Here is a 26,063-nt window from a genome sequence, read left to right on the forward strand (position 1 = left end):
CCCTTTTACGAGGAAGCCGCTAGGTCGGCTTTCTTTTTTTGTCGCCACTCCAGATCGGCCCGGATCGTCGTTTCGTAACAAATTCCATGTCCATCGTAACTTATTCATACTGGCAGCATCCCGCGCACGATTAAGATAGACATGGATTCACCTTTAAGCGTGATCGTCTAAAGCTATTTCATCACAAACGCAGGGAGTGCAGGCCAGTGAAAAAAGCAGTTGGATCTCCAAGCATGAATATGCGCGAGCATGTCTCACGGGCGGATTTGCATTACCGTCATACCGTGGAGCGAAGTGAGGGCGGCCTTCCGCTCGGAAACGGCCGGATGGGCAGTCTCATTTGGACTTCCCCCTCGGCGCTTAAGTTTCAAATCAACCGGGCCGATGTGTATGCGAACGACAGACGTACCAACAGCTTCAACCAGCGGCACTCGGATTATGCTTACGGCTGCGGCTTTGTCGATATCGATCTGGTGGATTATGGCGAAGATGTATTTAATGACAATGGAATTCGTCAGCATCTAAGTCTGTATGACGCGACGGCATCGATTTCGGGGATTGGGGTGGCGGCGGAGGCCTTTGCTGCGTCCGGGCATGATGTGTTCGGCGTCCGAATCCATGATCGCCGGCCGGCACCGCAGGTGATCAACATTAAGCTCAAAATGCTGCGTCCGGCAGAAGTCGTGACCCAAAACCACTCGGCTGTGTCACGCCTCATGATAAGGGACGGCATGATGGTGCTTCATCAGCAATTCCGCGAAGGAGACTATTTCTGCGCTTCAGCGGTCGTTATTGCGGTCACTGGAAGGGACGCTCAGGTAAGGATGAACGACGAGTACGGCGGCCGGAAGCCAGTAGGCGCTTATCGGGAAAGTCTGGTGATCGGGCAGCCGAATGAGACAGAAATGCGCCTGTGTGTTCAACCGGGAAACGGCAGTTTTGAACTCTTCATGAGCAGTGCAGCCAGCTATGATGAACAGGAAGATGTCATCGGGGAAGCGATCCGAACAGTGCGGCATGCCATGCAGTCGGGATATGACGCGCTGCTGGCGGAGCATCGCAAGTGGTGGCATTCTTTTTGGGACAAATCGTATATCCGCCTTCATAGCGAGGACGGGCGTGCCGAATTTGTCGAGCAGCATTACACGTATTATGTATACCTGATGGCATCCAATTCGCGGGGTTCACAATTTCCTCCGAATTTCGGCGGCATGCTGCTCAGCCCGCGCGGCGATCTTCGGCACTGGGGGGCCATGCATTGGTGGAACAACATGAATTTGTATTATAACGCTGTGCTGCCAACCGGGCATGATGAACTGTTCCATCCGTATTTCAACATGTATTCGGCTATGTACGACTCCTGTGCAGCCGCAGCAAGGCAGCAGTGGGGAAGCCAAGGCATTTATATCCCGGAAGTCGTGTCCTTTGACGGGGTGGAGGAGCTGCCGGAAGACGTTACCGAGGAAATGAGGGACCTCTATTTGCTGCGCAAGCCGTGGGAGCAGATGTCCGACCGGTTTCGCGAATATGCTTACTCCAAGCGGCCGCATGAGAGCCGTTGGAACTGGAAGTATCACGAAAAATATGTGGACGGCAGGTTTACGTACAAGGAACGAGGTTATGGCCCCTTTGGATTCACGACGCACATGTTCGCTACCCAGGTCGGAATTGCATACCACTACTGGTTGTACTATGAGTTCACCAAGGATGAAGAATGGCTGCGTGAGCGCGCATATCCGGTCATCCGGGGCGTCGCCGAGTTTTTCCGCCACTACCCCAACCTGCGGAAGGATGAGGACGGACTGTATCACATGTATCACACGACCAGCGACGAAAAATATTACGGCGGCAAAGACACGATGGATTCGATGGCGGGCATGCATACGATCTTTCCGATCGTCCTCCGGGCTTCGGACCTACTCGGATTGGATCGGGATGTACGGCCGGCTTGGCAGGAGCTTTACGAGCATCTTGCCCCGCTTCCGCGAAGCGACCAAGCAGACGCAGTCCTGAAAACGGGAGAAGGGGAAGCGGCCGTATGGGTCGGCGCTCTCGGTCCGGTGTTGGATCAGAAAAGCCATATCGACGTGAAGCCAGCCTATTTCGGCGGCTTATGTTCCCTTGAGACCTGCGGGAGTAACCAAGACATGTTTAAGACGACTATGGCGACGATTCGGTACCAGGAGGAGCTTCTCGATCACGACTGGAGCCGGGCTGCCTCTGAAATGTCGGGGATGGCACGCGTCTTGGCCAATATGGGGCTTGCCGAGCCTTTTAAGCAGGTCGTGCTGGCCCAGTTGGAATGTGTCAACGCGGAGCGGGATTACTGCTATTTCAACGATACAGGCCGAATCAAATCGTTTGAAAACCGCTTAACCGTCAGGGAAGGGGTGAACTGCATCAGCATTCAGCGTCTCGGCAACGCTGCAGCTGCGCTGCAATCGGCGCTGTGCCAAAGCCAGCCAGCGGGCCCAGGCCAGGATTCGGTTATCCGTCTGTTCCCTGCATGTCCTGTGGATTGGGACGCCGAATTTTCGCTATGGTGTCCTGGTGGATTTAACGTCAAATCGGCTGTTCAGGGTGGCGATATACAATATGTAACGATCACGTCCTCCCTTGGAGGAACATGCCGGATTCGGAATCCATGGGGAGAAGGCGAAGTACGCCTGCAGAAGGCAGGAGGCGAGGTTCACATGCTGGAAGGTTCGCTGCTTCAGTTTGAGACGGAGTTAGGTGATGAATTCGAGCTGTATCCGAATCGATAAATGTGTTGAAAAAGGCCGATTCACAGCGATGTGAATCGGCCTTTTTGGATGTTCTGCTGTTGCTCTTACGATCGGAAGTTCAAAGGTTCATGATTTTCATTACGCCGGGCCAAGCATGCCCGTGCTTTGAAGCGGGCCTGACAACCCTATGCTCCGGTAACCCTCGGCATCGGCATGGACTCTTTGCCGAGCTCCGCCCAGGCATATTTAAGCAAAAGTTCGGTTTTGAGCGGCGCATGCTCCGGATCGTCCCATAAATTGTTCAGCTCTCCGGGGTCTTCCTGCAGATCGAAGATTTCACCGTAGGTCTGGTTGTAGTAGACTGTGATTTTATAACTCTCGTCGACGTAAGTTTTTTGGTGGATGGTGGTCGGTTCATGCCTGAACTCGCAGATGGCGTGATCCCGCGCCTGCACGGCTTCGCCGAGCCATACCTTCTTCTGGTCGATGCCCGTCATCGCGTAAGGAACCGGCAGATCGCACAGGGACAAGAAGGTTGGAGCCAGGTCCACCAAAGATTGAATGGCGCTGCTCCGCTTGCCGGCCGGTACTTCACCGGGATACCGGACAATAAACGGCAGCTTGATCAAGTCCTCGTAATGAAACCCGCCCTTGGCCTGCAGACCGTGCTGTCCGAAGAAATGCCCGTGATCCGTCGTAAAGACGACGATCGTGTTATCGGCCATTCCCAGTTCCTCCAGCTTATCGAGAATATGCCCGATGTACTTATCCATCATGCTGATCATGCCGTAATAGACGGCGACCAGCTTTTTCTTGTCATACTCTGTCAATCGCTTCCTGCTGCCGTACTCGTAATAATGATGCGAACGGTAACCGTGAATGCCATGTCCCGTTTCCTGCAGGTCTGTGAAGTCGGGTTGCTCTTCCTGCGTTTTGGCAAAATGCGGTGGGTTACGGTCATGTTCGCCCGGAACCATCTCCGGAATGGTGAGCTGCTCGGGATCGTACATCGTATCCCATGGCTCGGGAACAAGGTATTCCGGGTGCGGGTCGAAGAAGCTGGACCACAGGAAAAAGCTTTCGTCGTTTTCATGATATTGTTCCAGCAAAGCATTGGTCCGTTCGGCGATCCAGGTGTTGTAATGGTACTCTTCGGGAATCGGCCATTTATATGTTTGATCCCGGTCCATGGTACCTGTAGGCGGCAGGAAGTAGTCTCTCCAGTTAAGGCAGCCTTTCTCTTCCATCCACAGCGCATAATGCTGCCCGACATGGGCTTCATTGGTGTGGTTCCGCGCCAGCTCGACATGGTCAAAACCGTAGAACCCGTCTTTGTAATTTTTCCAAAACTCCAAATCCTGAAGAATGGGATAGGCTTCAAGCGACGGAAATTCCTCGGTCGATGTGAGCGGCTGAAAATGTGCTTTACCGATCAGCCCGGTCCGGTAACCGGCCTGCTTGAAATCTTCGCCTACCGTATGGCGGTCCTCCAGCAATTTGGTGCCGAGCGTCCACGCGCCATGCTGGCTCGGGTACATGCCGGTAATGATCGAGGCACGGCTCGGCGTGCAGGTCGGATTGGGGCAATACGCCCGGTCGAATGTGGTCCCTTCCCGGACAAGCCGGTCCAAATTCGGGGTATGTATTTCAGGATTAAAGGCGCCAATCGTATTCCAGTGCTGCTGATCGCTGGTGATTAACAAAATATTAGGTTTCTTCATCCGTCATCCTCCTCGAACTGATTATATGTAAAGGGGTGCCCAAAGAGAATGGCGTATTGTATGATAGATTTATCATTTTGTCAGTTCATGTAAGGATGATGGAGAGGATGAGAACGCATGCTGCAGGAGTATGATCACGAATTCGCGGAGTTTTTATATTACACGCCGACGAGGATCGATAAAGGTACACCGTTCTGGCTGGTCAGGGCGGGTCAAAGTACGGCAAAGCCGGGTTACCGGATTGGTCCGCGCAGAATTGAATGTTACAGTATTCATTTTGTCAGGGCAGGCAGCCTGATGGTTGAATATGAAGGGCACGCGTACAGGCTCCAGACAGGGGATGCCTTTTGCATGTATCCGAACCGTACCTATATGTATTACAGGCCGGAAGACGATCATACTCTGCAGTTAACATGGCTGGCCATGGATGGACCCGGCATGGAACCGATGCTGAATCTGGCAGGCTTTCATCCGGATGTACCCTGCTCCAGAGGGCTGTGGAGTCCAGAGGTAGCGAATTTGATCCGACGTCTGTTTGCGGAGTGGAAGGATGGTAAGACAGACCAGGTCGCCGCCGCCCTGAACCTGAAAGGACTGCTGTACCAGGTGTTATCCCAGCTGATCGCAAGCGCCAAAGCCGTGGACGAGCCTTATCGTCCTGCTGCGACAACGATAAAAAATAGTAAAGCATCCCAATGGACCGAGTACATCGAATGGCATGCCGCCGAGGGGATCACCGTACAGCAAGTAGCCGAGTATGCCGGCCTGAATCGCACCTATTTTTCGACACAGTTTACGAGGTTTGTAGGCATGACGCCGGCCGAGTATATTGCCAAGGTCAAGATGGACAAGGCCAAGCAAATGCTGTCCGGGACGTCGGCTGCCGTTACGGAGATCGCTTATTCCCTTGGGTATCCGACCCTGTTTGCATTTACCCGTGCTTTTAAAAACTACTGTTCGATGTCCCCGTCAGCGTACCGGAAGCAGCACTGAATTTAAGAACGGACAATGCGTTAAAGGACGCCATTTGCTATGGCGTCCTCTTCACCTTGCGCTTACTATTGTCTTTGCACCCGGCTAATGAACCACCTCGATAAATCTCGTCGCCGCAGCCGATATCGGCATGTTTCGCATCACCATAAGGCCCACCTTGGAAGGAGGGATCTCCACATCCAGCTCAATTTCAAAGAGAGAGCCTTCCTTCAGCTCTTTGGCTACGAATTCGCGCGTGACATACGAAATACCAAGCCCACGCTTGGCGAATTCGATCAGCAAATCGACGCTTCCCACCTCGATGTCGGGTTTCAGCTCATGTCCGTATTTTTCAAACAGCTCTGTGATGGCCATACGCACCCGGCTGTTCCGTGAGAACAGAATAACGGGATATTCCATCAGCTGTTCCATGGACAGCGCCTGCCCCTTCAGCTCCGCATACCGTTCGCCCGCCACAAAGCAGTCCTGGAGCTCAATGCTTTCCGTTACCTCCAGCTGCGAGTCGAAGATCGGCATCCTTACAACGCCAAGGTCAATCCGCCCCTCCTTTAGATAGGAGATCACTTCCGGTGTCGTTCCGTGATTCAGGTGCAGCTTGATTCCCGGATACTTGACGTGGAAGTCCTCGAGAAAAGGAAGCAGGTAGTGCTTGAACAACGAATCGCTTCCGCCGATCCGCAGCTCGCCGCTGTCCAAATTTTTGAGCGCTACCATTTTTTCTTCAGCGAGCGTAATGAGAATTTGCGACTGCTCTATATAGGAAAATAAAATCTTGCCTTCCTGCGTCAGGCTCACGCCTTTGGAGTTGCGGTAAAACAACGTAACGCCGATCCGCTCCTCCAGCTGCTTGATGGCATGGCTGACGCTGGGCTGAGTCAGGTACAGCGCCTTGGCAGCCTGCGTTAAACTTCCCGTCTTTGCGGCCCAATAAAACACTTTATACAACTCGTAATTGTTAGTCATAGATATGGTCTATATCTCCTCAGAAATATATTGATTACATGTATGGCACATATTTGTATTATAGTGAATCCAAGACACAGAAACCAGAGCTTTTTCGACAGAATGAGAAGTGGAAGTCGCGGAGCTTTGAAAGGAAGGAGCAATTGAGATGAATCCTACAACTTTTGTATTGTTTGGAGCGACTGGCGATTTGGCCAAGCGCAAAATATACCCTGCTCTGTATCATTTATATATCCACGGAAAGCTTCCGGAAGCTTTCTCCGTGATCGGCCTCGGCCGTAAAGAAATGACGGATGAGACGTTTAAGGCTCACGTCAAGCAGTCACTGTACGATTTTTATCGGCTGAATGTGAAAGAGGACGACTCCCTGCAGTCCTTCCTGGGACTCTTTGGCTTCAACATCCTGCACATCGATGACACGGATCACTTCGTCCGGTTAAAAGACCGGGTAGAGGCTTGGGAGCAAGGAATCGGCGGAACATCGAACCGCTTGTTTTACTTGTCCGTTGCGCCGAACTTCTTCGGCACTATCGCCTCCCAAATCGAAAACAGCGGCCTTGGCAGCGTAACGGGCTGGAAGCGCCTCGTGATCGAGAAGCCGTTCGGCCATGACGTCGCTTCGGCCCGCGAGCTGAACGACCAGCTGAGCCAAGCTTTTGCGGAAGAAGAAATTTACCGGATCGACCATTACCTCGGCAAATCTATGGTGCAGCGGCTTGAAGCATTGAAGCAGGCGAATCCTGTTATTCAGGCGCTGTGGACGAACCGCTTTATCGCCAACGTCCAAATTACGGCTGACGAGACCGTAGGCGTTGAGGAGCGCGCTGGATACTACGACAAAGCCGGCGCCCTGCGGGATATGTTCCAGAACCACATGATGCAGCTGCTCATGATGCTGACCATTCACGCGCCGCACAACATGGCTTCGGCGGAGAACGTCCAGCTCAAGAAGAAGCAGGTGCTTGAAGCACTGGATCCGCTGCAAAAGCAGGATGTGCTTACCAACATCGTGCGCGGACAATACACAGCCGGATCCATTCAAGGCAAACCGGTTCCCGCATACACAGCTGAGCCCGGCATTTCCGAAGGTTCGATGAACGATACGTTTATCGCGGCCAAGCTGCATATCGATAATTACTACTGGCGCGGCGTTCCGTTCTACATCCGGACAGGTAAACGTCTGGCCTCGAAGAGCACGCGCATCGTGATCGAATTCAAGGAACCGCTCACCACGGCGACGCAAGCAGAGCAGGCAACCGTACCGAACCTGCTGGTCATCGAGATCGGGCCGAAAGAAGGCATCACACTTCAGCTGAATGCGAAGGACCCGGATCATCCGAACGGCTTTAAACCGGTATACATCGATATGTATCCGGACCGCAAAGAAGCCCAGGAAGCGTACGAAACGCTGATTCACGATGCACTGAACGGAGATTCGACGTTTTTCGTCCATTGGGATGAGGTCGACCTGTCCTGGCAGTGGGTGCAGCCGATCCTGGAAGCCTTCGCCGCTAATGAGGTGCCGCTGCATCCTTATGCTGCCGGTTCGCACGGTCCGGAAGCGGCGCATGAGCTGCTTGCCGCAGACGGATTCCACTGGTGGTTCGATGAGGATGACGAAGCCGGCCAGGCTGCTTCCGAGCCGCTTGTCGAGCAAGTTACCGCCAGCTGATTTTGGGTTCTATGCTCGGTTTACCGAGCCAATCATATATTGAACATTCACAGGAGGTTGTAAGATGAAATTTTTTATTGATACCGCCAATCTGCAGGATATTCAATCCGCCTACAAAATCGGGGTTCTGTCCGGAGTCACCACGAACCCGTCCCTGGTTGCCAAGGAAGGCGTGAAATTCGAAGACCGGATCGCCGAGATTTGCCAGGCTGTGCCGGAAGTGGAGTCCGTGTCGGCGGAAGTGACGCCGGATGCGGAAACCGCTGAGGAAATGATTGCCCAGGCAAATGAGCTGATTAAGATCAACAACAACGATGAGAAAATCACGATCAAGCTGCCGATGACCCTCGCGGGTCTTGAAGCCTGCCGTTATTTGTCCCAAAAAGGGGTCAAAACAAACGTGACCCTGATCTTTACCGTGAACCAGGCGCTGCTGGCCGCCCGTGCCGGAGCAACCTACGTATCGCCGTTCCTGGGTCGTCTGGACGATATTTCTGAAGACGGCGTCCTTCTGGTGGACAAAATTGCGCAGCTGTTCCGCACGCATAACCTGGATACGCAAATTATTGCAGCTTCGGTGCGTCATCCGGACCACGTCACCCGCGTCGCTATGGCCGGCGCGCACATTGCGACCGTTCCGTTCGGCGTGATTGCACAAATCGCCAAGCACCCGTTGACGGACCAAGGTTTGGTTAAATTTGCGGCCGACTGGAAAAGCAGCGTCAAGTAAAAAGAGAGAGATCTGGAGGAGAGAGAAACGATGAGCAAACAGCAAATCGGTGTGGCCGGTCTTGCCGTCATGGGCAAAAACCTGGCTTTGAATATGGAAAGCAAAGGCTTCGCGGTCGCTTTATATAACCGTTCGCAGGAAAAAACGAAAGAACTGCTCGCCGAAGCCGAAGGAAAAAACTTTGTCGGTACATTCAGCATCGAGGAGTTTGTGCAGTCGCTGGAAACCCCGCGCAAAATCATGATGATGGTTAAAGCCGGCGGACCGACGGACGCGCTGATCGAGCAGCTTGTTCCGCATCTGGAAGAAGGAGACATCCTGATTGACGGCGGGAACGCCTTCTTCCCGGACACCGAGCGCAGATACCGGGAGCTTCAGGCGAAGGGCATCCGCTTTATCGGAGCCGGGGTATCCGGCGGCGAAGAAGGAGCCCTGAAAGGACCGGCGATTATGCCTGGCGGCCAGAAGGACGCCTACGAGCTCGTTGAACCGATTCTTACGGCGATTTCGGCCAAAGTCAACGGAGATCCTTGCTCGACGTACATTGGCGAAGGCGGATCCGGCCATTACGTGAAAATGGTCCATAACGGCATCGAGTACGGCGACATGCAGCTGATCGGCGAAGCTTATCACCTGCTGAAGGATGTGCTGGGACTCGGCACGGAAGAGCTGCACGACATTTTCACCGAGTGGAACCGCGGCGAGCTGGACAGCTATCTGATCGAAATTACCGCTGATATTTTCTCCAAGAAAGATCCGGACACCGGCAAACCAATGGTTGACGTCATTCTGGATGCAGCGGGACAGAAGGGAACTGGGAAATGGACGAGCCAAAGCTCGTTGGATCTCGGCGTACCGCTGTCCATCGTGACCGAATCGGTATTTGCCCGCTTCTTGTCCGCAATGAAGGAAGAACGCGTGGAGGCAAGCAAAATCCTCAAAGGGCCGCACACTGCTCCGTATGAAGGGGATGAGCGGGAGTTTGTGGAAGCCGTACGCAAGGCGCTGTACGCAAGCAAAATCTGTTCGTACGCCCAAGGCTTCGCCCAGCTCCGTGCTGCCTCCGAAGAGTTTAACTGGAATCTGAACTTCGGCAGCATCGCGATGATTTTCCGAGGCGGCTGCATCATCCGCGCCCGCTTCCTGGAAAACATCAAGCAGGCCTACGATAAAAATCCGGAGCTGAAGAACCTGCTTCTGGACGATTACTTCGGCTGGGTCGTTACCAACTACCAGGATGCTTGGAGAAACGTTGTGTCCGTTGCCATGCAGCGCGGCATTCCGGTTCCGGCCTTCGCTTCCGCACTGGCTTACTACGACAGCTACCGTACGGAGCGTCTGCCGGCCAACCTGCTGCAAGCGCAGCGCGACTACTTTGGCGCGCATACGTTCCAGCGTGTCGACAAAGAAGGCACCTTCCATTTCCAATGGATCGAGTCCGAAGAATAATCGATTGTGGATAATAAAAAAACGTTCCGACGCTCTAGCATCGGAACGTTTTTTTGTTCAAAGGAGCGGAACACTATTCATCGAGCGAGCCTGTATCATACACGACTTGCCCTTGAGCGTTATATCCGGTGAATCGCATTGGCGGGTTTTGCGGTTCATCCAAGAGCACATACCAGTATACGGTGCCGTCAGATGCAGGGATCAACTGGGCTTCGGTTTTTACTTTGCGTGTCTCCACGACGACGCTCCGAATGTCTTTGTTATTCACAGTCCCGACAAACATGGGGCTAAGCTGATTCAGGTTGCAGTAACTCCAGTCGATATCCTGGTCAGGATGGATATCCGTGTACGTGCCGACGATCCAAGTCCAACTTTGACGGTTGTGCTTGAGCAGGCCAACATTGTATTGATGGTCATTTCTATAGAAAACCACCGTATGCTTATTGTCTGGATCAAAGGTTTTTAAAATGTCGTCATAAGGGATGTTGGATTTGTGCATCGCTTCTTCGATCGTGGATGGGGAATTTGAACAGCCCGCAATCAGTACGAAACATAACAATAGGATACATCTGATTTTCATTTGTCACGTCCTTAACCCGAGATCACAGTGAACACGCATTTTTCACTTCAATAGTAAAACGCAGTATTTCGCGGTTAAGTTGGAGCGATAAATACACATTTTATTTATGCATCCGATTTCTGTTCGCCCATCATCTCCACAATACACGAAATCGCCCTTGCTGCCGCCGGAGAGCACTTCTTAAAAGAGACCGCGGCCAGAGCGATGGACCTTGAAGCTTCCGGGGCAATCGGCCGGGCCACGAGCCCTGAAGGAGCTGAAGCAAGAATCGTTTCCGGCAGGATGCTGATGCCAAGTCCGCTACGCACCATCGCCATGATGGCATGATCGTCCTCAAGTTCAAATCGCATACGGGGAACCGCTGCTTGACCGTCAAACCACGCCCTTACATCGGTATCGCAGCCTTTCGCAGGCATAATAAACGGTTCATCCTCAATATCCTCCAGTGATATCGTGGATTTTACGCTGTGTTTATGATCAGCCGGCATAACGCACACCATCCGATCCTGTATGAGCATTGTGGTCTCAAGGCCATGCGAAGAAGGCATGTTCACAAATCCAAAATCTGCAGTCCCGTCCGCAATCCATCGCTCGATATCTTGATAGTGCCCGTCGAGCAGCCGGATTTCGATCTGCGGGTACTTTTGCTGGAAACGTTGAAGGATATCCGGCAGCCAATGGATCGATACGCTGGTAAACGTTCCGATCGTGACAGTTCCCCGCACTAGCCCCTTGATCTGATCTACCTCCTGCAGCATGTTTTCCTGCAATTGAAGCATTTCCTTCATATATTTCCACAGCCGTTCTCCGTCATGGGACAGTCGGACGCTTGACCGGCCCCTGGTAAGCAGCTGAATGCCTAGTTCCAGCTCCAGGCTAATGATGGCACGGCTCACCGCCGATTGTGTTAAACTCAGCTGATCCGCCGCTTTCGTCAAATTTTCGGTTTCGACGACTTTTCCGAGAATTTCATACTTTGCCAAGGTCATTTTATAACACTCCCGCCATGAGAAATAATCATTACAACCATTTTAAACATTCATTTTATTTATTGTAAGTGGCTCGGTATAATGCAGATAGAATGACGGATAAGGGGAGAACGAGGATGGGAGCTATTGCAAAAACGCCGCAACCGCCGTATTATGCGGTCATTTTTACTTCGGAAATGTCTGAAGGAGAGAACAGAGGGTACGGGAAAATGGGAGATAAGATGGTCGAGCTCGCTTCGAAGCAGCCGGGTTTCCTCGGAGTCGAAAGCGTTCGGGGAACGGATGGTGTCGGAATTACCGTCTCGTATTGGGAGTCGCTTGAGGCGATCAAGACCTGGAAGGAGAATTCCTTGCACAGGGTAGCTCAGGATAAAGGGAAAAGCGAGTGGTACGCGCGGTTCGGTCTGCGGGTGAGTAAGGTCGAGAGAGACGATTTTATGAATATGTAAGCTGTAATTAACCCCGTCTGAATGGCAGCCCCCATTGCACAAACACTCATAACTATAATGTATGATTACGCTGTAAAAATATATTTTTAATATGCAGTGGATTAACATACAATGAATTTAATTAATCGACAGAGTACGAATGGGGGATTCAAATGGGCAAACAATTTCCGGCTATGCTGCCTGAGCATATGGATTTTATCCGGAAGCAGCACATGTTTTTCGTTGGTACGGCGCCGTTATCACAGGAAGGACACGTCAACTTGTCGCCAAAAGGTTATGACACGTTCCGGATTTTGTCCGAGAACCGGGTCGCATACCTGGATTTGACCGGAAGCGGCAATGAAACGAGTGCCCACCTGGAAGAAAACGGCCGGATCACGATCATGTTCTGTGCGTTTGAAGGGCCAGCGAACATCATGCGGCTGTACGGAACCGGGACGGTGATTTTACCGGAGAGCAGGGAGTGGGAGACATTATACCCTTTGTTTGATCCGATGCCCGGAGCCAGGCAGATCATCACGATCGATGTGCATAAAGTGCAGACGTCCTGCGGTTATGCGGTTCCCTTCATGACCTATGAAAAGGAAAGGGACACGCTGAATCGGTGGGCAGAGCATAAAGGCGAACAAGGGCTTCACGACTACTGGCAGGAGAAAAACAGGAGCACGATCGACGGACTGCCGACTCCTTTAGGCAGACGGCTTGGGTTATAGCCTAGTAAAAAAACGCGAAATCAAATTACCGATAACGCAAAACAAGCCGCGATGGATCCGGGCTTGTTTTTTGTATAGGTCGTTTTGTTGAATCGGGATTGTGAAATGGGAATGGGAGCGAGCATCATCGTTCAATATTCATCCCCGTAATCAATCAGCAAGGTCGTCACCGGAGGGCAAGCTAAGCACAGGCACGTTCAGAAAACGGGAAATCGCCAGTGCACAGGCACCCATGACGCAGGATTTCCGCCCCATGCCCGACAGTGTAATCTCCCGGTAATGGCTGATTTGGGAATGGAGTTGATGATGGATCCTCTGCAGTGCATCGGGGATCATACGCAGCAGCTCACTGTCGATGACGACAACGTCCGGATTGTACATATTGATGACATTGTTCAGCCCGATCGACAGGTAATAGACGAATTGATTCAGAGCGTCATGCACTTGTTCGTCGCCTTCGGCAATGCGCCGGTTGATCCACTCCATATCCGAGGCGTCACCAGGTTCGGCCGCAAGGATGTTCCGGAGCACGCTTGTCTCCGAAGCATACTTCTCCCAGCAGCCGCGGTTGCCGCAAGCGCAGGGCTCTCCGCCGGGAACGACGATCATATGGCCGATTTCACCGGCAAAGCCCTCATGGCCGCGAAAAAACTTGCCGTCCATGATCATGCCGAGCCCAATGCCGGAATACAGTGTTACGCAGAGAAGGTTGTCGGTCGTATGGTGAGCGTATGCCCGCTCGGCAAAAGCGCTGAGGTTCGCGTTGTTTTCCAAATGGACAGCCGTACCGACTGCACGTTCCAGATCCTGCTTCAAGTCAACGTCCTGCCATTGGAACCGGGGCACGAATTTGATGGTCTCTTCATTGGAGACGAGTCCGTGGATCGCCAATACGATGCCGACCATCCCATAGCGGCTGCCCGCGCAGCGGCTTTGATACCGGCGGATCGCGGAGGCCAGCAGCTGTACGATATCCTCATAGGCTTCCGATTGAATTGGAATGATTTCGGTTGTGACCGGATGACCGGTTAAATCGGATAACATGAATGTCGCGTGTCCTGCGTCCAGGTCAATGCCGAGCGCATATCCTGCCTGGGCGTTCAGGGAGAGCATAATCGGTTTGCGTCCGACGGGGTTGTGCTCCAGCTCGGTTTCGACGACCAGTTCTTCTTCCAGCAAATCTGCTACCTGCGCGGAGATCGTCGCCCGGGTCAGGGCCGTAATCTTGGACAGATCCGCTCTGGAAATTTTTCCTTCTTTCATAATTTCCCGTATAATCAACGCCCGGTTGATCTTTTTAATATAAGAGGCGTCTCCGGTTACCATTTGTTTCCTCCAATTTTAGAACGTCATGAAAATTCAGCATAAACCATATTGTAGCACGAACCCGCCTCGCCCGCTCAGAAATTACCCGATTGACAAAGGCGTGGGGAGTTGGTACAGTACGAATATATTTTGTAAGTTTAATAAACAAATTAAAAATTGTAAAGGGTTTCATACCAATTATCGATCCTTGGAGAGGAGAACAGGATGAGCCAATTTCTCGATTCGGAATTTTTGCTGGATACCCCTGCGGCGGTTCGGTTATATGAAAAGGCGGCTGCCGATTTGCCGATCTTTGATTTTCACTGCCATTTGGACCCGAAGGAAGTATGGGAGAACAAGCCATGGGCCAATATTACGCAGCTGTGGCTGGGAGGCGACCATTATAAGTGGCGTACGATGCGGATGCACGGCATCGGTGAGCAGCTGATTACAGGCGAGGCGGAGGATTGGGATAAATTTATGGCCTGGGCGGAGACGGTTCCGCACCTGATCGGAAACCCGCTGTACCATTGGACGCATTTGGAGCTCAAGAACGTGTTCGGCATCGAACAAATCCTGAGCCCAGTCACGGCCCGCGATATATGGGAGGCATGCAACGCCAAGCTGCAGCAGCCCGATTTTCTGCCGAGGGCGCTGATTGCCAGAGCCCGGGTGAAATTTATCGGCACGACCGACGACCCGCTGTCCCCGCTGGAATATCATGAGCGGCTGGCTGGCGATGACAGCTTTCAAACCATCATCGCGCCGACATTCAGACCGGATGGAGCATTATATATCGAGCGCCCCACTTACACCGAATGGGTACATAAGCTCGGGGAGATTACAGGCCAAACCATCGGTTCCCTGGATGCCTTCCTGAATGCGCTTCAACGGCGCGTGGATTACTTCGATGAGCATGGCGGACGTGCGTCCGACCATGATATCCCGTACCTTGATTTCGCAGACGTCACAAAGGAAGAAATCGTTCCTATTTTTAATAAAAGATTGAACGGTGAAGAATTGTCAGGCGCTGAGATTAACGCATATCGTTCTTTCCTGCTGAAGGAGCTCGGCAAAATGTACGCCGGCAAGCAGTGGGTCATGCAGCTGCATATGGGCGCGCTCCGCAACACCAATACAAAGATGAAAAACCGCATTGGTACGGATACCGGTTTTGACTCTGTGGGAGAAACGAACATTGCGCAGGGTCTCGCTCGCTTCCTTGATGCATTGGACCAGGAAGACGCCCTGCCGAGAACGGTGCTGTTCAATCTGAATCCGAAAGACAATGCCGTCCTGGCCGCGATGACAGGCAACTTTTATGAGGAAGGGGTGCGGGGCAAAGTGCAGTTCGGGTCTGGCTGGTGGTTCAACGATCATATAGATGGTATGGAAAAGCAGATGAAGGACCTGGCGAATGTCGGTCTGCTCAGTCATTTTATCGGCATGCTGACCGATTCGCGCAGCTTCCTGTCCTATGCCCGGCACGAATACTTCCGGCGCATTCTTTGCAATCTTCTCGGAGCATGGGTGGAGAAGGGGCTCGTGCCGGATGATATGGAGGCTCTGGAACGGATGGTTCGAAACATCAGTTACGGCAATGCCGAAGCCTATTTCATGAAACGATAACGGGGGGAGGGAAAAGCGCATGGGTATTTTGCAGGAGCTTCTGAAGGATATTCCGATTCCGAAAATGGCCAAGGTCAACGTACGGTTCAACGATGAACAGATCGTGGACCTGGGCGGCGACCTCGGGGCCAAGCTGCGTCAGCCGCACATTATGGAGAAGGTCAAGCCCGGCATGGAAATCGCGATCGCTGTCGGCAGCAGGGGTCTTGACCGCATTGTGGAGCTAACTGCCGTGACCGTCAAAGCATTAAAGGAAGCGGGTGCCAAGCCGTTTATTGTGCCGAGCATGGGAAGTCACGGAGGTGCCACGGCGGAAGGGCAGCGGGAGGTGCTGGCGCATCTAGGCGTCACGGAGGAGAGCGCAGGCTGCGAAATCCGCTCCTCGATGGAAGTCGTTCAGCTCGGCGTGCTGCCGAACGGCCTTCCGGTGTATTTGGATAAATACGCCGCCGCGGCGGATGGCATCGTCGTCATTAACCGGATCAAGCCGCATACGGCTTTTCGGGGACCGGTGGAGAGCGGCATCATGAAAATGATCAGCATCGGCCTTGGCAAGCAGAAAGGGGCGGAGGCCTGCCACCAGCTAGGGTTTAAATATATGGCTGAGAACGTTCCGGCCATGGCCAAAATGATCATGGAGAAGAAGCCGGTCCTGTTCGGGGTAGCGACGATCGAAAATGCGTTCGACAAGGTTGCAGTCGTTGAGGTGCTTACGCCGGAGGAGATTACCGACAAGGAACCGCAGCTGCAGCTTCGGGCGAAGGAACTGCTGCCGAAGCTGTTTTTTGACCAGCTGGAAGTGCTGATCATTGACGAAATCGGCAAAAACATCAGCGGCGACGGCATGGATCCGAACATCACGGGCCGATATCCGACGCCTTATGCGCACGGAGGGCCCGATGTCAACAAAATGGTCGTTCTGGATTTGACGCCGCAAACCGAAGGGAATGCAAACGGCGTAGGCACGGCCGACTTTACGACGCAGCGGCTTGTCGACAAGATGGATTTGGAGGTTACTTACGCCAACGGGCTGACGTCCACCGTCGTCGCGCCGACGAAGATCGCCACGACGCTGCCGAATGACAAGGAAGCGATTCAGGCGGCGGTGAAAACGAGCAATGTGCTGGATTTTAACCAGGCGAAAATCGTCCGGATCAAAAATACGCTCGTTCTGAGCCAAATCGAGGTGTCCGAAGCGCTGTTTGAATATGTGAAGCAGCATCCGCAAATGGAGCTGGCCTCGGAGCCGTATGATCTGTCTTTTGACGAGCACGGAAATTTACCGAAAACGGAGGAGAGTCACTAGATGACGACGAGTTTGTTTGATTTAACGGGGAAAACGGCGGTAGCGGTCGGCGGCAACAGCGTGCTCGGCTCGGCGATTGCCGAGGGCTTTGCCGAACACGGCGCCAAGATGGCGATCGTCGGGCGGAACCTGGACAAAGCGGAGGAAGTCGTAAGCGCCATCCGGAGCCAAGGCGGGGAAGCGAAAGCATTTCAGGCGGATGTGGGCTCGCGCGAGTCCCTGGTCCAAGCGGCCGCGGACATTGAAGCATGGTCTGGCGGATGGGACATTCTGCTCAACGCTCCGGGTACAAATAGCACCACTCCCTTTTTCGAGCTGGAGATGGAAGAATGGGACCGCATTATGGACGTGAACCTGAAGGGCATCGTGCTTACCTGTCAAATTTTCGCCAAGCGCATGGTCGAGCAGAAGCGCAAGGGAAGCATCATCAACATCTCGTCGGTGTCCTCAACGACGCCGCTCTCCAAGGTGTTTACGTATTCGGTGTCCAAAGCCGGATTGAACAGCGTCACCCAATTCCTGGCTCGGGAGCTTGCTCCGGAGGGGATCCGCGTGAACGCGATCATTCCGGGATTCTTCCCGGCTGTGCAGAACCAGAAAATATTAAGCCCGGAACGGGTCGAATCGATCATGCGGCATACGCCGATGAACCGCTTCGGTACGCCGGATGAATTAAAAGGGGCAGCGATCCTGCTTGCTTCAGATCAGGCGTCGAGCTTTATCACCGGCTCGATGATCCGGGTGGATGGCGGGTTCGGCAGCATGACGATTTAATGGCCATACGGGAAGGAGGCAGGACAATGCTAACCGAAAAATATGAGAAACTGCAGTCCATCCTGCGGGAACTAAATTCAGTTGTCGTGGCATTTTCAGGAGGGGTGGACAGCACCTTTCTGCTTAAAGCGGCTGTCGATACGCTCGGCCCGGATCAAGTACTGGCGGTGACCGCGGATTCGGAAACGTATCCGTCAACCGAGCTTGCAGAAGCGAGGGAGCTGGCTGAATGGATCGGAGCGCGGCATCAGGTCATTGAAACCTCCGAGCTGGCGATTCCCGGATATGCCGAAAACACGAAAAACCGATGCTATTTTTGCAAAAGCAGTCTTTTCGACCACTTGGTTCCCGTACTGACGGAGCAATCCTATAAAAATATCGTTTACGGCGTCATTGCCGACGACATGAATGAGTTTCGGCCCGGCATGCAGGCGGCAAAGGAAAGGGGCATTCGCGGACCGTTGCTGGAAGCCGGATTGTATAAGGAAGAAATCCGCGAGCTGTCCAGAGGCTACGGCCTGCCCACTTGGGATAAGCCTTCTTTTGCCTGCTTGTCCTCGAGAATCGCTTATGGGGAACGGATTACCAAAGAGAAGCTGAGCAAGGTTGAAAAAGCGGAGGCCTATTTGAAATCGCTCGGCATCCGCCAGGTACGGGTACGCACGCACCAGGACACGGCGCGGATCGAAGTGGAACCGAAGGACATGCAGACCGTTCTGGAGCAGCATTCGCAAATTTCCGGCAGGCTGCAGGAGTACGGCTACAAGTACGTAACGCTTGACCTGGTGGGTTATCAGAGCGGAAGCATGAACAAGGTTTTGGCATAACGAAAGCTCTGGAAGGGGATGAGAACTTTGTTGGACGACGTTCTGGAGCAAGTACGCAGCGGAGCCCTGAGCGTGGCGGAAGCCAAAGCGCGGCTGGCGGCATTTGAGGATCTCGGCTTTGCCAAGGTTGACCACCAGCGCAGTAAACGGCAGGGTTTCCCTGAGATCGTCTATGGGGAAGGCAAAACGGCGGATCATATCATTTCGATTGCCTGCGCTCTGCAAGCCCGTGGCAGCAGCGTCCTGGTCACACGCGTGGACAAGGAAAAAGCTGTGACGGTGCTGCGGGCGTGTCCGGATTATATATATCACGAGACGGCAAGGGTCTTGTATTGGAAAAAGGAACAGATGCCCGCTGACGATTCGCAAGGATATGTCGCCGTGATTGCGGCGGGAACCTCGGATCTGCGCGTGGCGGAGGAGGCGGCCGTGACGGCCGAAGTGCTCGGCAGCAGGGTCCACCGGATATATGATGTGGGCGTTGCGGGGATCCACCGCTTGCTCAGCCATTTGGAGGAAATCCAGCAGGCGACGGTTTCAGTTGTGGTGGCCGGGATGGAAGGGGCGCTCCCCAGCGTCGTGGGCGGTCTGGTCTCCCACCCGGTCATCGCAGTACCGACAAGCGTCGGGTATGGGGCTCATTTTCAAGGCTTGTCTGCGCTGCTTACGATGCTAAATTCATGTGCCTCAGGCATCAGCGTGGTGAACATCGACAACGGATTCGGCGGAGGTTATAACGCCGCGCTGATTCATCAGCTTGTACATAGAGGGGGACAACGGATTGAAAACGCTATACCTTGACTGCTTTTCCGGTATCAGCGGAGATATGTTCATCGGTGCGCTGCTGGATGCCGGCGGCGATGCGCAGCGGATGCAGAAGGAGCTGCAGAAATTAAACATCGAAGAAGAATATACGCTGCAGTGGAGCAAGGTGAACAAGAACGGGATCACCGCGACCAAATTTGACGTGCATCTACAAGAAGCGCATGAGAAAGATCACGATGAGCATCATCACGTGCATGAACATTCCCAAGCGGATCTTGAGGCCCAGGAAGGTTCAGGCGAAGCTCAATATGATCATGATGGGGCGCATCTTCACAGCCATAGCCACAAGCATGATCACGCCCACAGTCACGAACATCATCATGACCATACACATCACCATCATAGCCATGATCATTCGCATAGTCACGGCCATCATCACCATCATCATCATCGGGCATACAAGGATATCGTCCAAATGATTGAAGCGGCCGGTTTTGAGGAGCCGGTACGCGACACGGCGCTCCGTATTTTCAAGATCATTGGGGAGGCTGAGGGAAAAATACATGGCGTTCCGTTAGACGACGTTCATTTTCACGAAGTAGGCGCAGTAGACTCCATCATCGATATTGTCGGCGCCTCGATTTTGATCCATCAAATGGGTATCGAAGCGATCCATTCCTCGCCCGTGCCCGTCGGTATGGGCAAAATCCGGATCGACCACGGTATTTACCCGGTGCCCGCGCCTGCGACGCTGGAGATTCTGAAGGGCGTACCGCTGGAAGCGTCGGATGTCCGCTTTGAGCTGACGACACCGACGGGTGCGGCGATCGTATCGGTGCTCGCGCAGCAGTACGGGCCCATACCGTCTATCAAGGTGACCGCCGTCGGTTACGGAGCAGGGACCAAAACGTTTGCCGACCGGCCCAACGTGCTGCGTGTCATCGTAGGCGAATAACGCTCTTGATCCGAAAGGAGTCTGTCTTATGAAATCCGAGCTGCCCCCAAATCATGAACATGTCGATCAAGACATGGTAAAGATGGAAGTCAACTACGACGACATTTCGGGTGAATGGCTGGGCTACGTGATGGACCTTCTGCTCGAAAACGGTGCAAACGACGTGTTCTATACGCCCATTTTCATGAAGAAAAACCGGCCGGGAACGATGCTTCAGCTGCTATGCGCCAAAGACAAGATCGACCGGATGAAAGAAATCATTTTTCGCGAGACGACAACGCTTGGCATCCGGTATTATCCGCTCACGGTGCACCGTCTGGAACGAACGTTTACTCAGGTCCCAACAGAATGGGGTGCCGTTACCGTAAAATTGGGTATTCATAACGGGGAGACCGTTCAATGCGCTCCGGAGTTTGAGGATTGCAAACGAATAGCCCAAGCAAACAGGATCCCGATCAAGTCTGTTTACGAGCAAGTATGGAAATCCGTCGGGTTCCTGCCTACCAATTCGTGATGTTTTAGAATTACCTTTTATTGGCAAAATCCCCATACGTTCTCTAGCATTTCCGCATAGCTTAGTAGAGAACTGGACATGAAAGCTTCCCGAAAGGGAAGTTTTCGTTTGTCTGACTAAGAAAGGAGAATGAATGATGGGGAGAAAAACGATTCAGGAAATTCAATCCGGGTACAAAACAGGCTCTTGGACGACGCTGGACATTACGAAGTATTATTTGAAACGGATTAAAAAGAAAGATCCTGCACTCAATTCATACATTACGGTAGCCAAGGATCGGGCCACAGGAGAAGCTAAGCGACTCGAAGCCAAATCCTCATCGGGAGAGCAAACCGGTCTCCTGTACGGAATTCCGCTTTCCTATAAGGATAATATCGATACGAAAGGCATCCGCACCACTTATGGCTCCTCGATTGACTCCAATCACATACCAGACGAGAATGCTGCCATCGTCCAGCGCCTGCTGCTGCAGGATTCGATCCTGCTGGGAAAAAACAATCTGCATGAATATGCCCTTGGTGTCACCTCAAATAACCCGCATTATGGGCCTGTTCACAATCCATGGAATCACGAGTACACGCCGGGAGGCTCAAGCGGCGGATCGGCTGCGGCGGTAGCCGCGGATTTGACGGCAGCCTCCATCGGGACCGATACGGGCGGCTCCGTTCGGATCCCGGCGGCATCCTGTGGCGTTGTCGGGTTAAAACCTACGTATAACAAAGTACCCACTGATGGTGTATTTTACGTTTCTTGGACTCTGGATCATGTTGGGCCGATCACGGCCAATATGACCGACTTGGCAGTCCTGTTCGGTGCCATGACGAAGCAGCCCTATCTGCCATATCTGAATCAAGACATCCGGGGGCTTCGTGTCGGCGTGCCGACCAGCTACTTTAACGAACACATCGACCCGGAAACCTATGCATTGTATCTTCAATCACTGGAGGCGCTTGAGTCGCTCGGTGCCATTCTCATTGATACGGACGTCTCCTTTGTGGAAGGGAACAGCGAGGTTTCGTTGACCATCGCCGCTTCGGAGGCCGGTTATGTCCACAAAAGCCGGATGGAATGCTGCTTATCGCAATACGGAGCGGATGCCAGAGCCTTTTTGGAATCGTCCCGGGATATCACCTCGCTGCAGTATATCGAAGCGCTTAAGACAAAAGAGATGTATATGAACATGTTCGATCAATTGTTCCGCGAACACATTGATGTGCTGGCCACACCGACGATCCCGATCCCTGCGCGGAAAATCGGCGTGGACGAAGTCCATTTTGGCGATTATACGGAAAGCGTGTTTGACGCGATGACCCGTTATACGGGCTTGTTCAACATGGTGGAGGTTCCGGCTCTGTCCATTCCTTGCGGGCTGACAAGCGAAGGGCTTCCTGTCGGATTGCAGCTTGTGGCCCGAAAGGAGCGGGAAGATTTGCTGATTCGAGCCGGATACGCTTATGAGCAGGACCAACTGAAGGAATTCTACCGTCTCCGGGATCAGATCTGCGCAGGATACTAATCAAGCAATTGAGTGGGGAACACTGTCTGCACTGCCGTGCAGCGGTGTTCCTTTCTTAAGAGATCAGAAAGTATAAGATTCGGAGCCTCCGCTTCCGGATCTCGCAAGAAAAACTTCAGCTAAACGCGGTCTTTCTTCTTAGAAGGTACGTCGATAGACGTTTTTCTTATTTTCTGTTCATCCGATAATTCCGGAAATATTAGAAATCTCTCGTTTACCGAATTTTTCAAGCTGATCTGACCATACTAAAAACATGTATCGAAGAAACTTCAAAGTAGCCAGACCGCGTATAGAGGAAGTTTTTAGTGCGATATAAGGAAGTGGATTCAACGAAGCCAACACTGTTCTTATATCTAACTAAAAACATGTATCGAAGAAACTTCAAAGTAGCCAGACCGCGTATAGAGGAAGTTTTTAGTGCGATATAAGGAAGCGGGCACTTTGAAGCTATTTCTTCCTTATATCTAAATGAAAATGTATATTGATGTACTTTCTAAGAAGCCAGACCACTTTTAGCGGAAATTTTTAGTGCGATATAAGGATGCCAAGTCTCTGATGCCTACACATTCTTATATCTAACTAAAACATGTATCGAAGAAACTTCAAAGGAGCAAGACCGCTTTTAGAGGAAGTTTTTAGTGCGATATAAGGAAGCTGAATCTCCGAAGCCTGCACTTTCTTATATCTAACTAAAAATATCTACCGACGTAACTCCCCGAAGCCAGACCGCGTTTAGAGGAATTTTTATTGCGATACTAAAAAAATATATTTTGCCACCAGTATGGACTTTTGCCGGTTGGGGGTGTGGACATGCAAACCAATGAAGATGTGATCTTCTCAGCTCGCTTACAAGAAAATATCTCTCATCTGAAAGAGCGGTATGCGGATTGCTTTGATGTCGTGTTCCACGATTTCAGCTGCGGCCAAACTCCTGCGGTGATCGTATACTTTATGGGTTTGACCGACAGCGACATGATTAACCGTTACATTCTCGAACCCACTCTGAAACAGTTGTCAGAAGACGGGGGCATCACCTTAGGGGATTTTTGCAAGTGCTTGCCGGTGTCCTCCTATACTATGATCCAAACGATGGATCAGGCGGTGATGGAGATTGGTGACGGCAATGTCGTCCTGCTAATGGATGGGGAAGAAAGGGCTATCTCTCTGTACCTGGCAAAATGGGAGCAGCGCTCGATCACGGAACCCGAAGCAGAATCCGTCGTCAGAGGCCCGCGTGAAGGGTTTATCGAAACGCTGATGGTCAATGTGTCCATGATCCGCCGCAAGCTGAAGTCACCCGACTTGAAGATGAAGTCAATCCGGATCGGACGTTTTTCCCAGACCGAAGTTGTCGTCGCTTTCGTCAGCGGTATCATAGAATCCTCGCTGGTCACTGAAATCGAAAGCCGTCTTTCCCGCATCAACATCGACGGGATTTTGGAAAGCGGGATGATTGAAGAACTCATCGAGGATAATCCATATTCGCCTTTTCCGCAATTACAGTCTACAGAACGGCCGGACGTGGTGGCAGCCAATCTACTTGAGGGCAGAGCGGCTATACTCGTAGAAGGAACTCCCATTGCCTTGATTGCTCCAGCAACGATTTTTACCTTTCTGCAATCGCCGGAAGATCATTACCAGCGTTATTACATCGGCACAGCCATCCGCTGGCTGCGCTATTTTTTCGCGTTTATTGCTCTCATCGGGCCTTCATTCTATGTCGCTATCGTTACCTATCATCAGGAAATGATTCCAACGACGCTGCTGCTTAATATGACCAAATCGAGGGAGCAAATACCTTTCCCGGCTCTGGTTGAAGCGCTGCTGATGGAAATTACGTTCGAAGCTTTAAGGGAAGCCGGTGTTCGACTTCCCAAACAGATTGGTTCTGCAGTCAGTATCGTGGGAGCGCTGGTCATCGGTCAGGCGGCCATAGCGGCCGGCCTCGTCTCTTCGCCGATGGTCATGGTCGTTGCGATAACTGGGATCGCCTCGTTTCTGATCCCCCATTTTGCCTTTGGCATAACGGTCCGGCTGCTTCGTTTTCCGATGATGCTGCTGGCAGGCTTTCTGGGCTTTTTCGGACTGATGATGGGGATCACCTTAATTTTGACCCATCTGTTCGCGCTTCGTTCTTTTGGCGTTCCTTATGTTACGTTGTCAACAGTCTCCAATCTCAGCCAGCTGAAGGACATCCTGGTCCGCGTCCCAACTTGGAAAATGAATACAAGACCGAGAATCGGCGTTTGGAACAGGTATCGCCAAGGTGCTAACCAGCGTCCGGGACCCGGAAGGGGAGGCCGAAGAAGATGAAAAGCGCAAGACTTGCCGCTGCATTTCTTCTGTTTACGATCATCCCACTCGTTACAGGGTGCTGGGACCGCACCGAGGTGAACGATCTGGCTTTAATTATGGGAGCTGGGATGGATGCTGCGCCAAACGGGAAAGTAGAGCTGTCCGTTCAAGTCTACACGCCCAACCAGACCAGCATGAGCAGTGACAGCGAGATGACAAGCAGTGGGAACGAAGGAGACATGGTTATTGTGAAAAGCGCAGTTGGGACGGATTTGGCGGATGCGGCTCAGCGGCTGCAGGAGGAAATGCCCCGCAAAGTCTTTTGGGGCCACAGCGAAGTATTTATCGTAGGGGAGGAGCTCGCCAAGAGGGGGATCATGGATCAAGTCGATTTTCTCTTTCGCCATCCCCAACCGAGGGAGCATGCTTATTTTTTTATCAGCAAAGGAAGGGCTAAGAGCATTTTGAGCATAAACACGCGAATGGAGCGGGACAGCGCGGAAACCCTTCGCGAATTGACCGTTCTAGCCGGAGGCATGGGAGTTACGCTTAAAGATTTGGGAGGGATGCTGGCAGGGCGGTCGAAGGCAATTATCGTTCCTCTCATCGGGAAAAAGGAGGAATCTGGCCAAAGCAATGCTTACCCTTACATTAACGGGGCGGCGGTTTTAATGAAGGGGAAAATGGCGGGTCAATATCAAGGAGAAGTCAAACGATACGTTCAGATCATCCGCAACGAGCTGGAATCAACGACGGTAACATTTCCTGTACAGGAGAGTAAGGACGATGAAGGGGGCATCATGTCCGTCCGGCTGATCAAATGCCATACGAAGCTGATTCCGTTGATTCGCAGAAATCAATGGAGTGTTATGATCCGGATTGAAGGTGAAGCAAGTGTGCTTCAGAATGAAACCCATGTCAATGTGATGCTGCCCCAAGAAATGCCCCGATTGGAACAGCAGCTGAACAAGGAAATCGAGTCCAAGATGAAAGAGACGTTTCGGCAGATCCAGGATGAGACTGGCGCCGATGTTTTCGGAACGGCCGATGCGTTTTGGCATAAGTATCCTGCACGTTGGACCAAGGAACAGGTCCGATGGGATGAAATATTCCCGGAAATCAGCGTTTACGCCCATTCCGGTGTACATATTATTTCGCCTGGTTTTTCCGGTAAAACCTTTAAATGAGGGAT

General features: G+C 52.4%; 22 protein-coding genes. 17 read left to right on the forward strand and 5 right to left on the reverse strand.

The genetic code is table 11. From position 1 onward, the window contains the following. The first annotated feature begins 206 nt into the window (after nucleotides 1-206). The gene (locus GCU45_RS32210) at nucleotides 207-2,765 is read left to right on the forward strand and encodes a glycosyl hydrolase family 95 catalytic domain-containing protein (protein WP_152404141.1); all 2,559 of its coding nucleotides are present in this window, start codon (nucleotides 207-209) and stop codon (nucleotides 2,763-2,765) included. Between the two features lie 146 nt (nucleotides 2,766-2,911). On the opposite strand, the gene GCU45_RS32215 is transcribed toward GCU45_RS32210, so the two are convergent. Beyond that, the gene (locus tag GCU45_RS32215; protein WP_152404143.1) at nucleotides 2,912-4,447 is read right to left on the reverse strand and encodes a sulfatase family protein; all 1,536 of its coding nucleotides are present in this window, start codon (nucleotides 4,445-4,447) and stop codon (nucleotides 2,912-2,914) included. A gap of 117 nt (nucleotides 4,448-4,564) precedes the next feature. On the opposite strand from GCU45_RS32215, the gene GCU45_RS32220 reads away from it, so the two are divergent. Beyond that, nucleotides 4,565-5,440 (forward strand): AraC family transcriptional regulator, encoded by an 876-nt coding sequence (locus tag GCU45_RS32220; RefSeq protein ID WP_152404145.1) that lies wholly within the window; start codon nucleotides 4,565-4,567, stop codon nucleotides 5,438-5,440. A gap of 84 nt (nucleotides 5,441-5,524) precedes the next feature. Here GCU45_RS32220 and GCU45_RS32225 read toward each other — a convergent pair whose 3' ends face one another. Further along, nucleotides 5,525-6,403 carry a LysR family transcriptional regulator gene (locus GCU45_RS32225; protein ID WP_145020048.1) on the reverse strand — a complete coding sequence of 293 codons (879 nt, stop codon included), beginning with the start codon at nucleotides 6,401-6,403 and terminating at the stop codon, nucleotides 5,525-5,527. Between the two features lie 148 nt (nucleotides 6,404-6,551). Between GCU45_RS32225 and zwf the strand changes: the two genes are divergently transcribed. From zwf to gndA, 3 genes are all read left to right on the forward strand, one after another. Beyond that, nucleotides 6,552-8,075: a glucose-6-phosphate dehydrogenase gene (gene zwf / locus GCU45_RS32230; protein WP_152404147.1), complete on the forward strand. Its 1,524-nt coding sequence runs from the start codon at nucleotides 6,552-6,554 to the stop codon at nucleotides 8,073-8,075. 64 nt (nucleotides 8,076-8,139) lie between these two features. Further along, nucleotides 8,140-8,805 (forward strand): fructose-6-phosphate aldolase, encoded by a 666-nt coding sequence (gene fsa, locus GCU45_RS32235; protein WP_076166067.1) that lies wholly within the window; start codon nucleotides 8,140-8,142, stop codon nucleotides 8,803-8,805. Nucleotides 8,806-8,835: 30 nt separating this feature from the next. After that, nucleotides 8,836-10,254, forward strand: coding sequence for an NADP-dependent phosphogluconate dehydrogenase (gene gndA, locus GCU45_RS32240; protein WP_152404150.1), 1,419 nt, complete (start codon nucleotides 8,836-8,838; stop codon nucleotides 10,252-10,254). A 73-nt stretch (nucleotides 10,255-10,327) separates the two neighbouring features. Here gndA and GCU45_RS32245 read toward each other — a convergent pair whose 3' ends face one another. Next, a complete protein-coding gene (locus GCU45_RS32245; protein WP_152404152.1) occupies nucleotides 10,328-10,834 on the reverse strand; it encodes a hypothetical protein in 507 nt (168 codons plus the stop codon). A 104-nt stretch (nucleotides 10,835-10,938) separates the two neighbouring features. Beyond that, nucleotides 10,939-11,823, reverse strand: a complete 885-nt coding sequence (locus GCU45_RS32250) for a LysR family transcriptional regulator (protein WP_152404154.1) — start codon at nucleotides 11,821-11,823, stop codon at nucleotides 10,939-10,941. A 116-nt stretch (nucleotides 11,824-11,939) separates the two neighbouring features. Here GCU45_RS32250 and GCU45_RS32255 point away from each other — a divergent pair, with 116 nt between their 5' ends. After that, nucleotides 11,940-12,272 carry an antibiotic biosynthesis monooxygenase family protein gene (locus GCU45_RS32255; RefSeq protein WP_152404156.1) on the forward strand — a complete coding sequence of 111 codons (333 nt, stop codon included), beginning with the start codon at nucleotides 11,940-11,942 and terminating at the stop codon, nucleotides 12,270-12,272. A gap of 152 nt (nucleotides 12,273-12,424) precedes the next feature. Next, the gene (locus GCU45_RS32260) at nucleotides 12,425-12,985 is read left to right on the forward strand and encodes a pyridoxamine 5'-phosphate oxidase family protein (protein WP_152404159.1); all 561 of its coding nucleotides are present in this window, start codon (nucleotides 12,425-12,427) and stop codon (nucleotides 12,983-12,985) included. A gap of 150 nt (nucleotides 12,986-13,135) precedes the next feature. Here GCU45_RS32260 and GCU45_RS32265 read toward each other — a convergent pair whose 3' ends face one another. Continuing rightward, nucleotides 13,136-14,311, reverse strand: a complete 1,176-nt coding sequence (locus tag GCU45_RS32265; RefSeq protein WP_152404161.1) for an ROK family protein — start codon at nucleotides 14,309-14,311, stop codon at nucleotides 13,136-13,138. A 204-nt stretch (nucleotides 14,312-14,515) separates the two neighbouring features. On the opposite strand from GCU45_RS32265, the gene uxaC reads away from it, so the two are divergent. The 10 genes from uxaC (at nucleotide 14,516) to GCU45_RS32315 (ending at nucleotide 26,058) form a co-directional block, all read left to right on the forward strand. After that, nucleotides 14,516-15,919 (forward strand): glucuronate isomerase, encoded by a 1,404-nt coding sequence (gene uxaC / locus GCU45_RS32270; RefSeq protein ID WP_152404163.1) that lies wholly within the window; start codon nucleotides 14,516-14,518, stop codon nucleotides 15,917-15,919. 19 nt (nucleotides 15,920-15,938) lie between these two features. Beyond that, nucleotides 15,939-17,225, forward strand: coding sequence for a nickel pincer cofactor-dependent isomerase, group 22 (locus GCU45_RS32275; RefSeq protein WP_152404165.1), 1,287 nt, complete (start codon nucleotides 15,939-15,941; stop codon nucleotides 17,223-17,225). Then, a complete protein-coding gene (locus tag GCU45_RS32280; protein WP_152404167.1) occupies nucleotides 17,226-17,999 on the forward strand; it encodes an SDR family oxidoreductase in 774 nt (257 codons plus the stop codon). Between the two features lie 26 nt (nucleotides 18,000-18,025). Next, a complete protein-coding gene (larE, locus tag GCU45_RS32285; protein WP_152404169.1) occupies nucleotides 18,026-18,826 on the forward strand; it encodes an ATP-dependent sacrificial sulfur transferase LarE in 801 nt (266 codons plus the stop codon). Between the two features lie 27 nt (nucleotides 18,827-18,853). After that, nucleotides 18,854-19,627: a nickel pincer cofactor biosynthesis protein LarB gene (gene larB, locus GCU45_RS32290; protein WP_152404172.1), complete on the forward strand. Its 774-nt coding sequence runs from the start codon at nucleotides 18,854-18,856 to the stop codon at nucleotides 19,625-19,627. Further along, nucleotides 19,608-20,546, forward strand: coding sequence for a nickel pincer cofactor biosynthesis protein LarC (locus tag GCU45_RS34460; RefSeq protein WP_152404174.1), 939 nt, complete (start codon nucleotides 19,608-19,610; stop codon nucleotides 20,544-20,546). Before larB ends, GCU45_RS34460 begins: the two co-directional genes overlap by 20 nt. Before the next feature lie 28 nt (nucleotides 20,547-20,574). Further along, nucleotides 20,575-21,060: a nickel pincer cofactor biosynthesis protein LarC2 gene (larC, locus tag GCU45_RS34465; RefSeq protein WP_152404176.1), complete on the forward strand. Its 486-nt coding sequence runs from the start codon at nucleotides 20,575-20,577 to the stop codon at nucleotides 21,058-21,060. Between the two features lie 133 nt (nucleotides 21,061-21,193). Beyond that, on the forward strand, nucleotides 21,194-22,576 hold the full coding sequence (locus GCU45_RS32305; RefSeq protein ID WP_244364700.1) for an amidase: 1,383 nt from the start codon (nucleotides 21,194-21,196) through the stop codon (nucleotides 22,574-22,576). Between the two features lie 810 nt (nucleotides 22,577-23,386). Next, nucleotides 23,387-24,889 (forward strand): spore germination protein, encoded by a 1,503-nt coding sequence (locus GCU45_RS32310; RefSeq protein ID WP_152404178.1) that lies wholly within the window; start codon nucleotides 23,387-23,389, stop codon nucleotides 24,887-24,889. Next, complete coding sequence (locus GCU45_RS32315; protein WP_152404180.1) at nucleotides 24,886-26,058, forward strand: Ger(x)C family spore germination protein; 1,173 nt, start codon at nucleotides 24,886-24,888, stop codon at nucleotides 26,056-26,058. The genes GCU45_RS32310 and GCU45_RS32315 overlap by 4 nt, the downstream gene beginning before the upstream one ends. Nucleotides 26,059-26,063: the final 5 nt, after the last annotated feature.

The organism is Paenibacillus cellulositrophicus, from assembly GCF_009363095.1.
Taxonomy (GTDB): domain Bacteria; phylum Bacillota; class Bacilli; order Paenibacillales; family Paenibacillaceae; genus Paenibacillus_AQ; species Paenibacillus_AQ favisporus.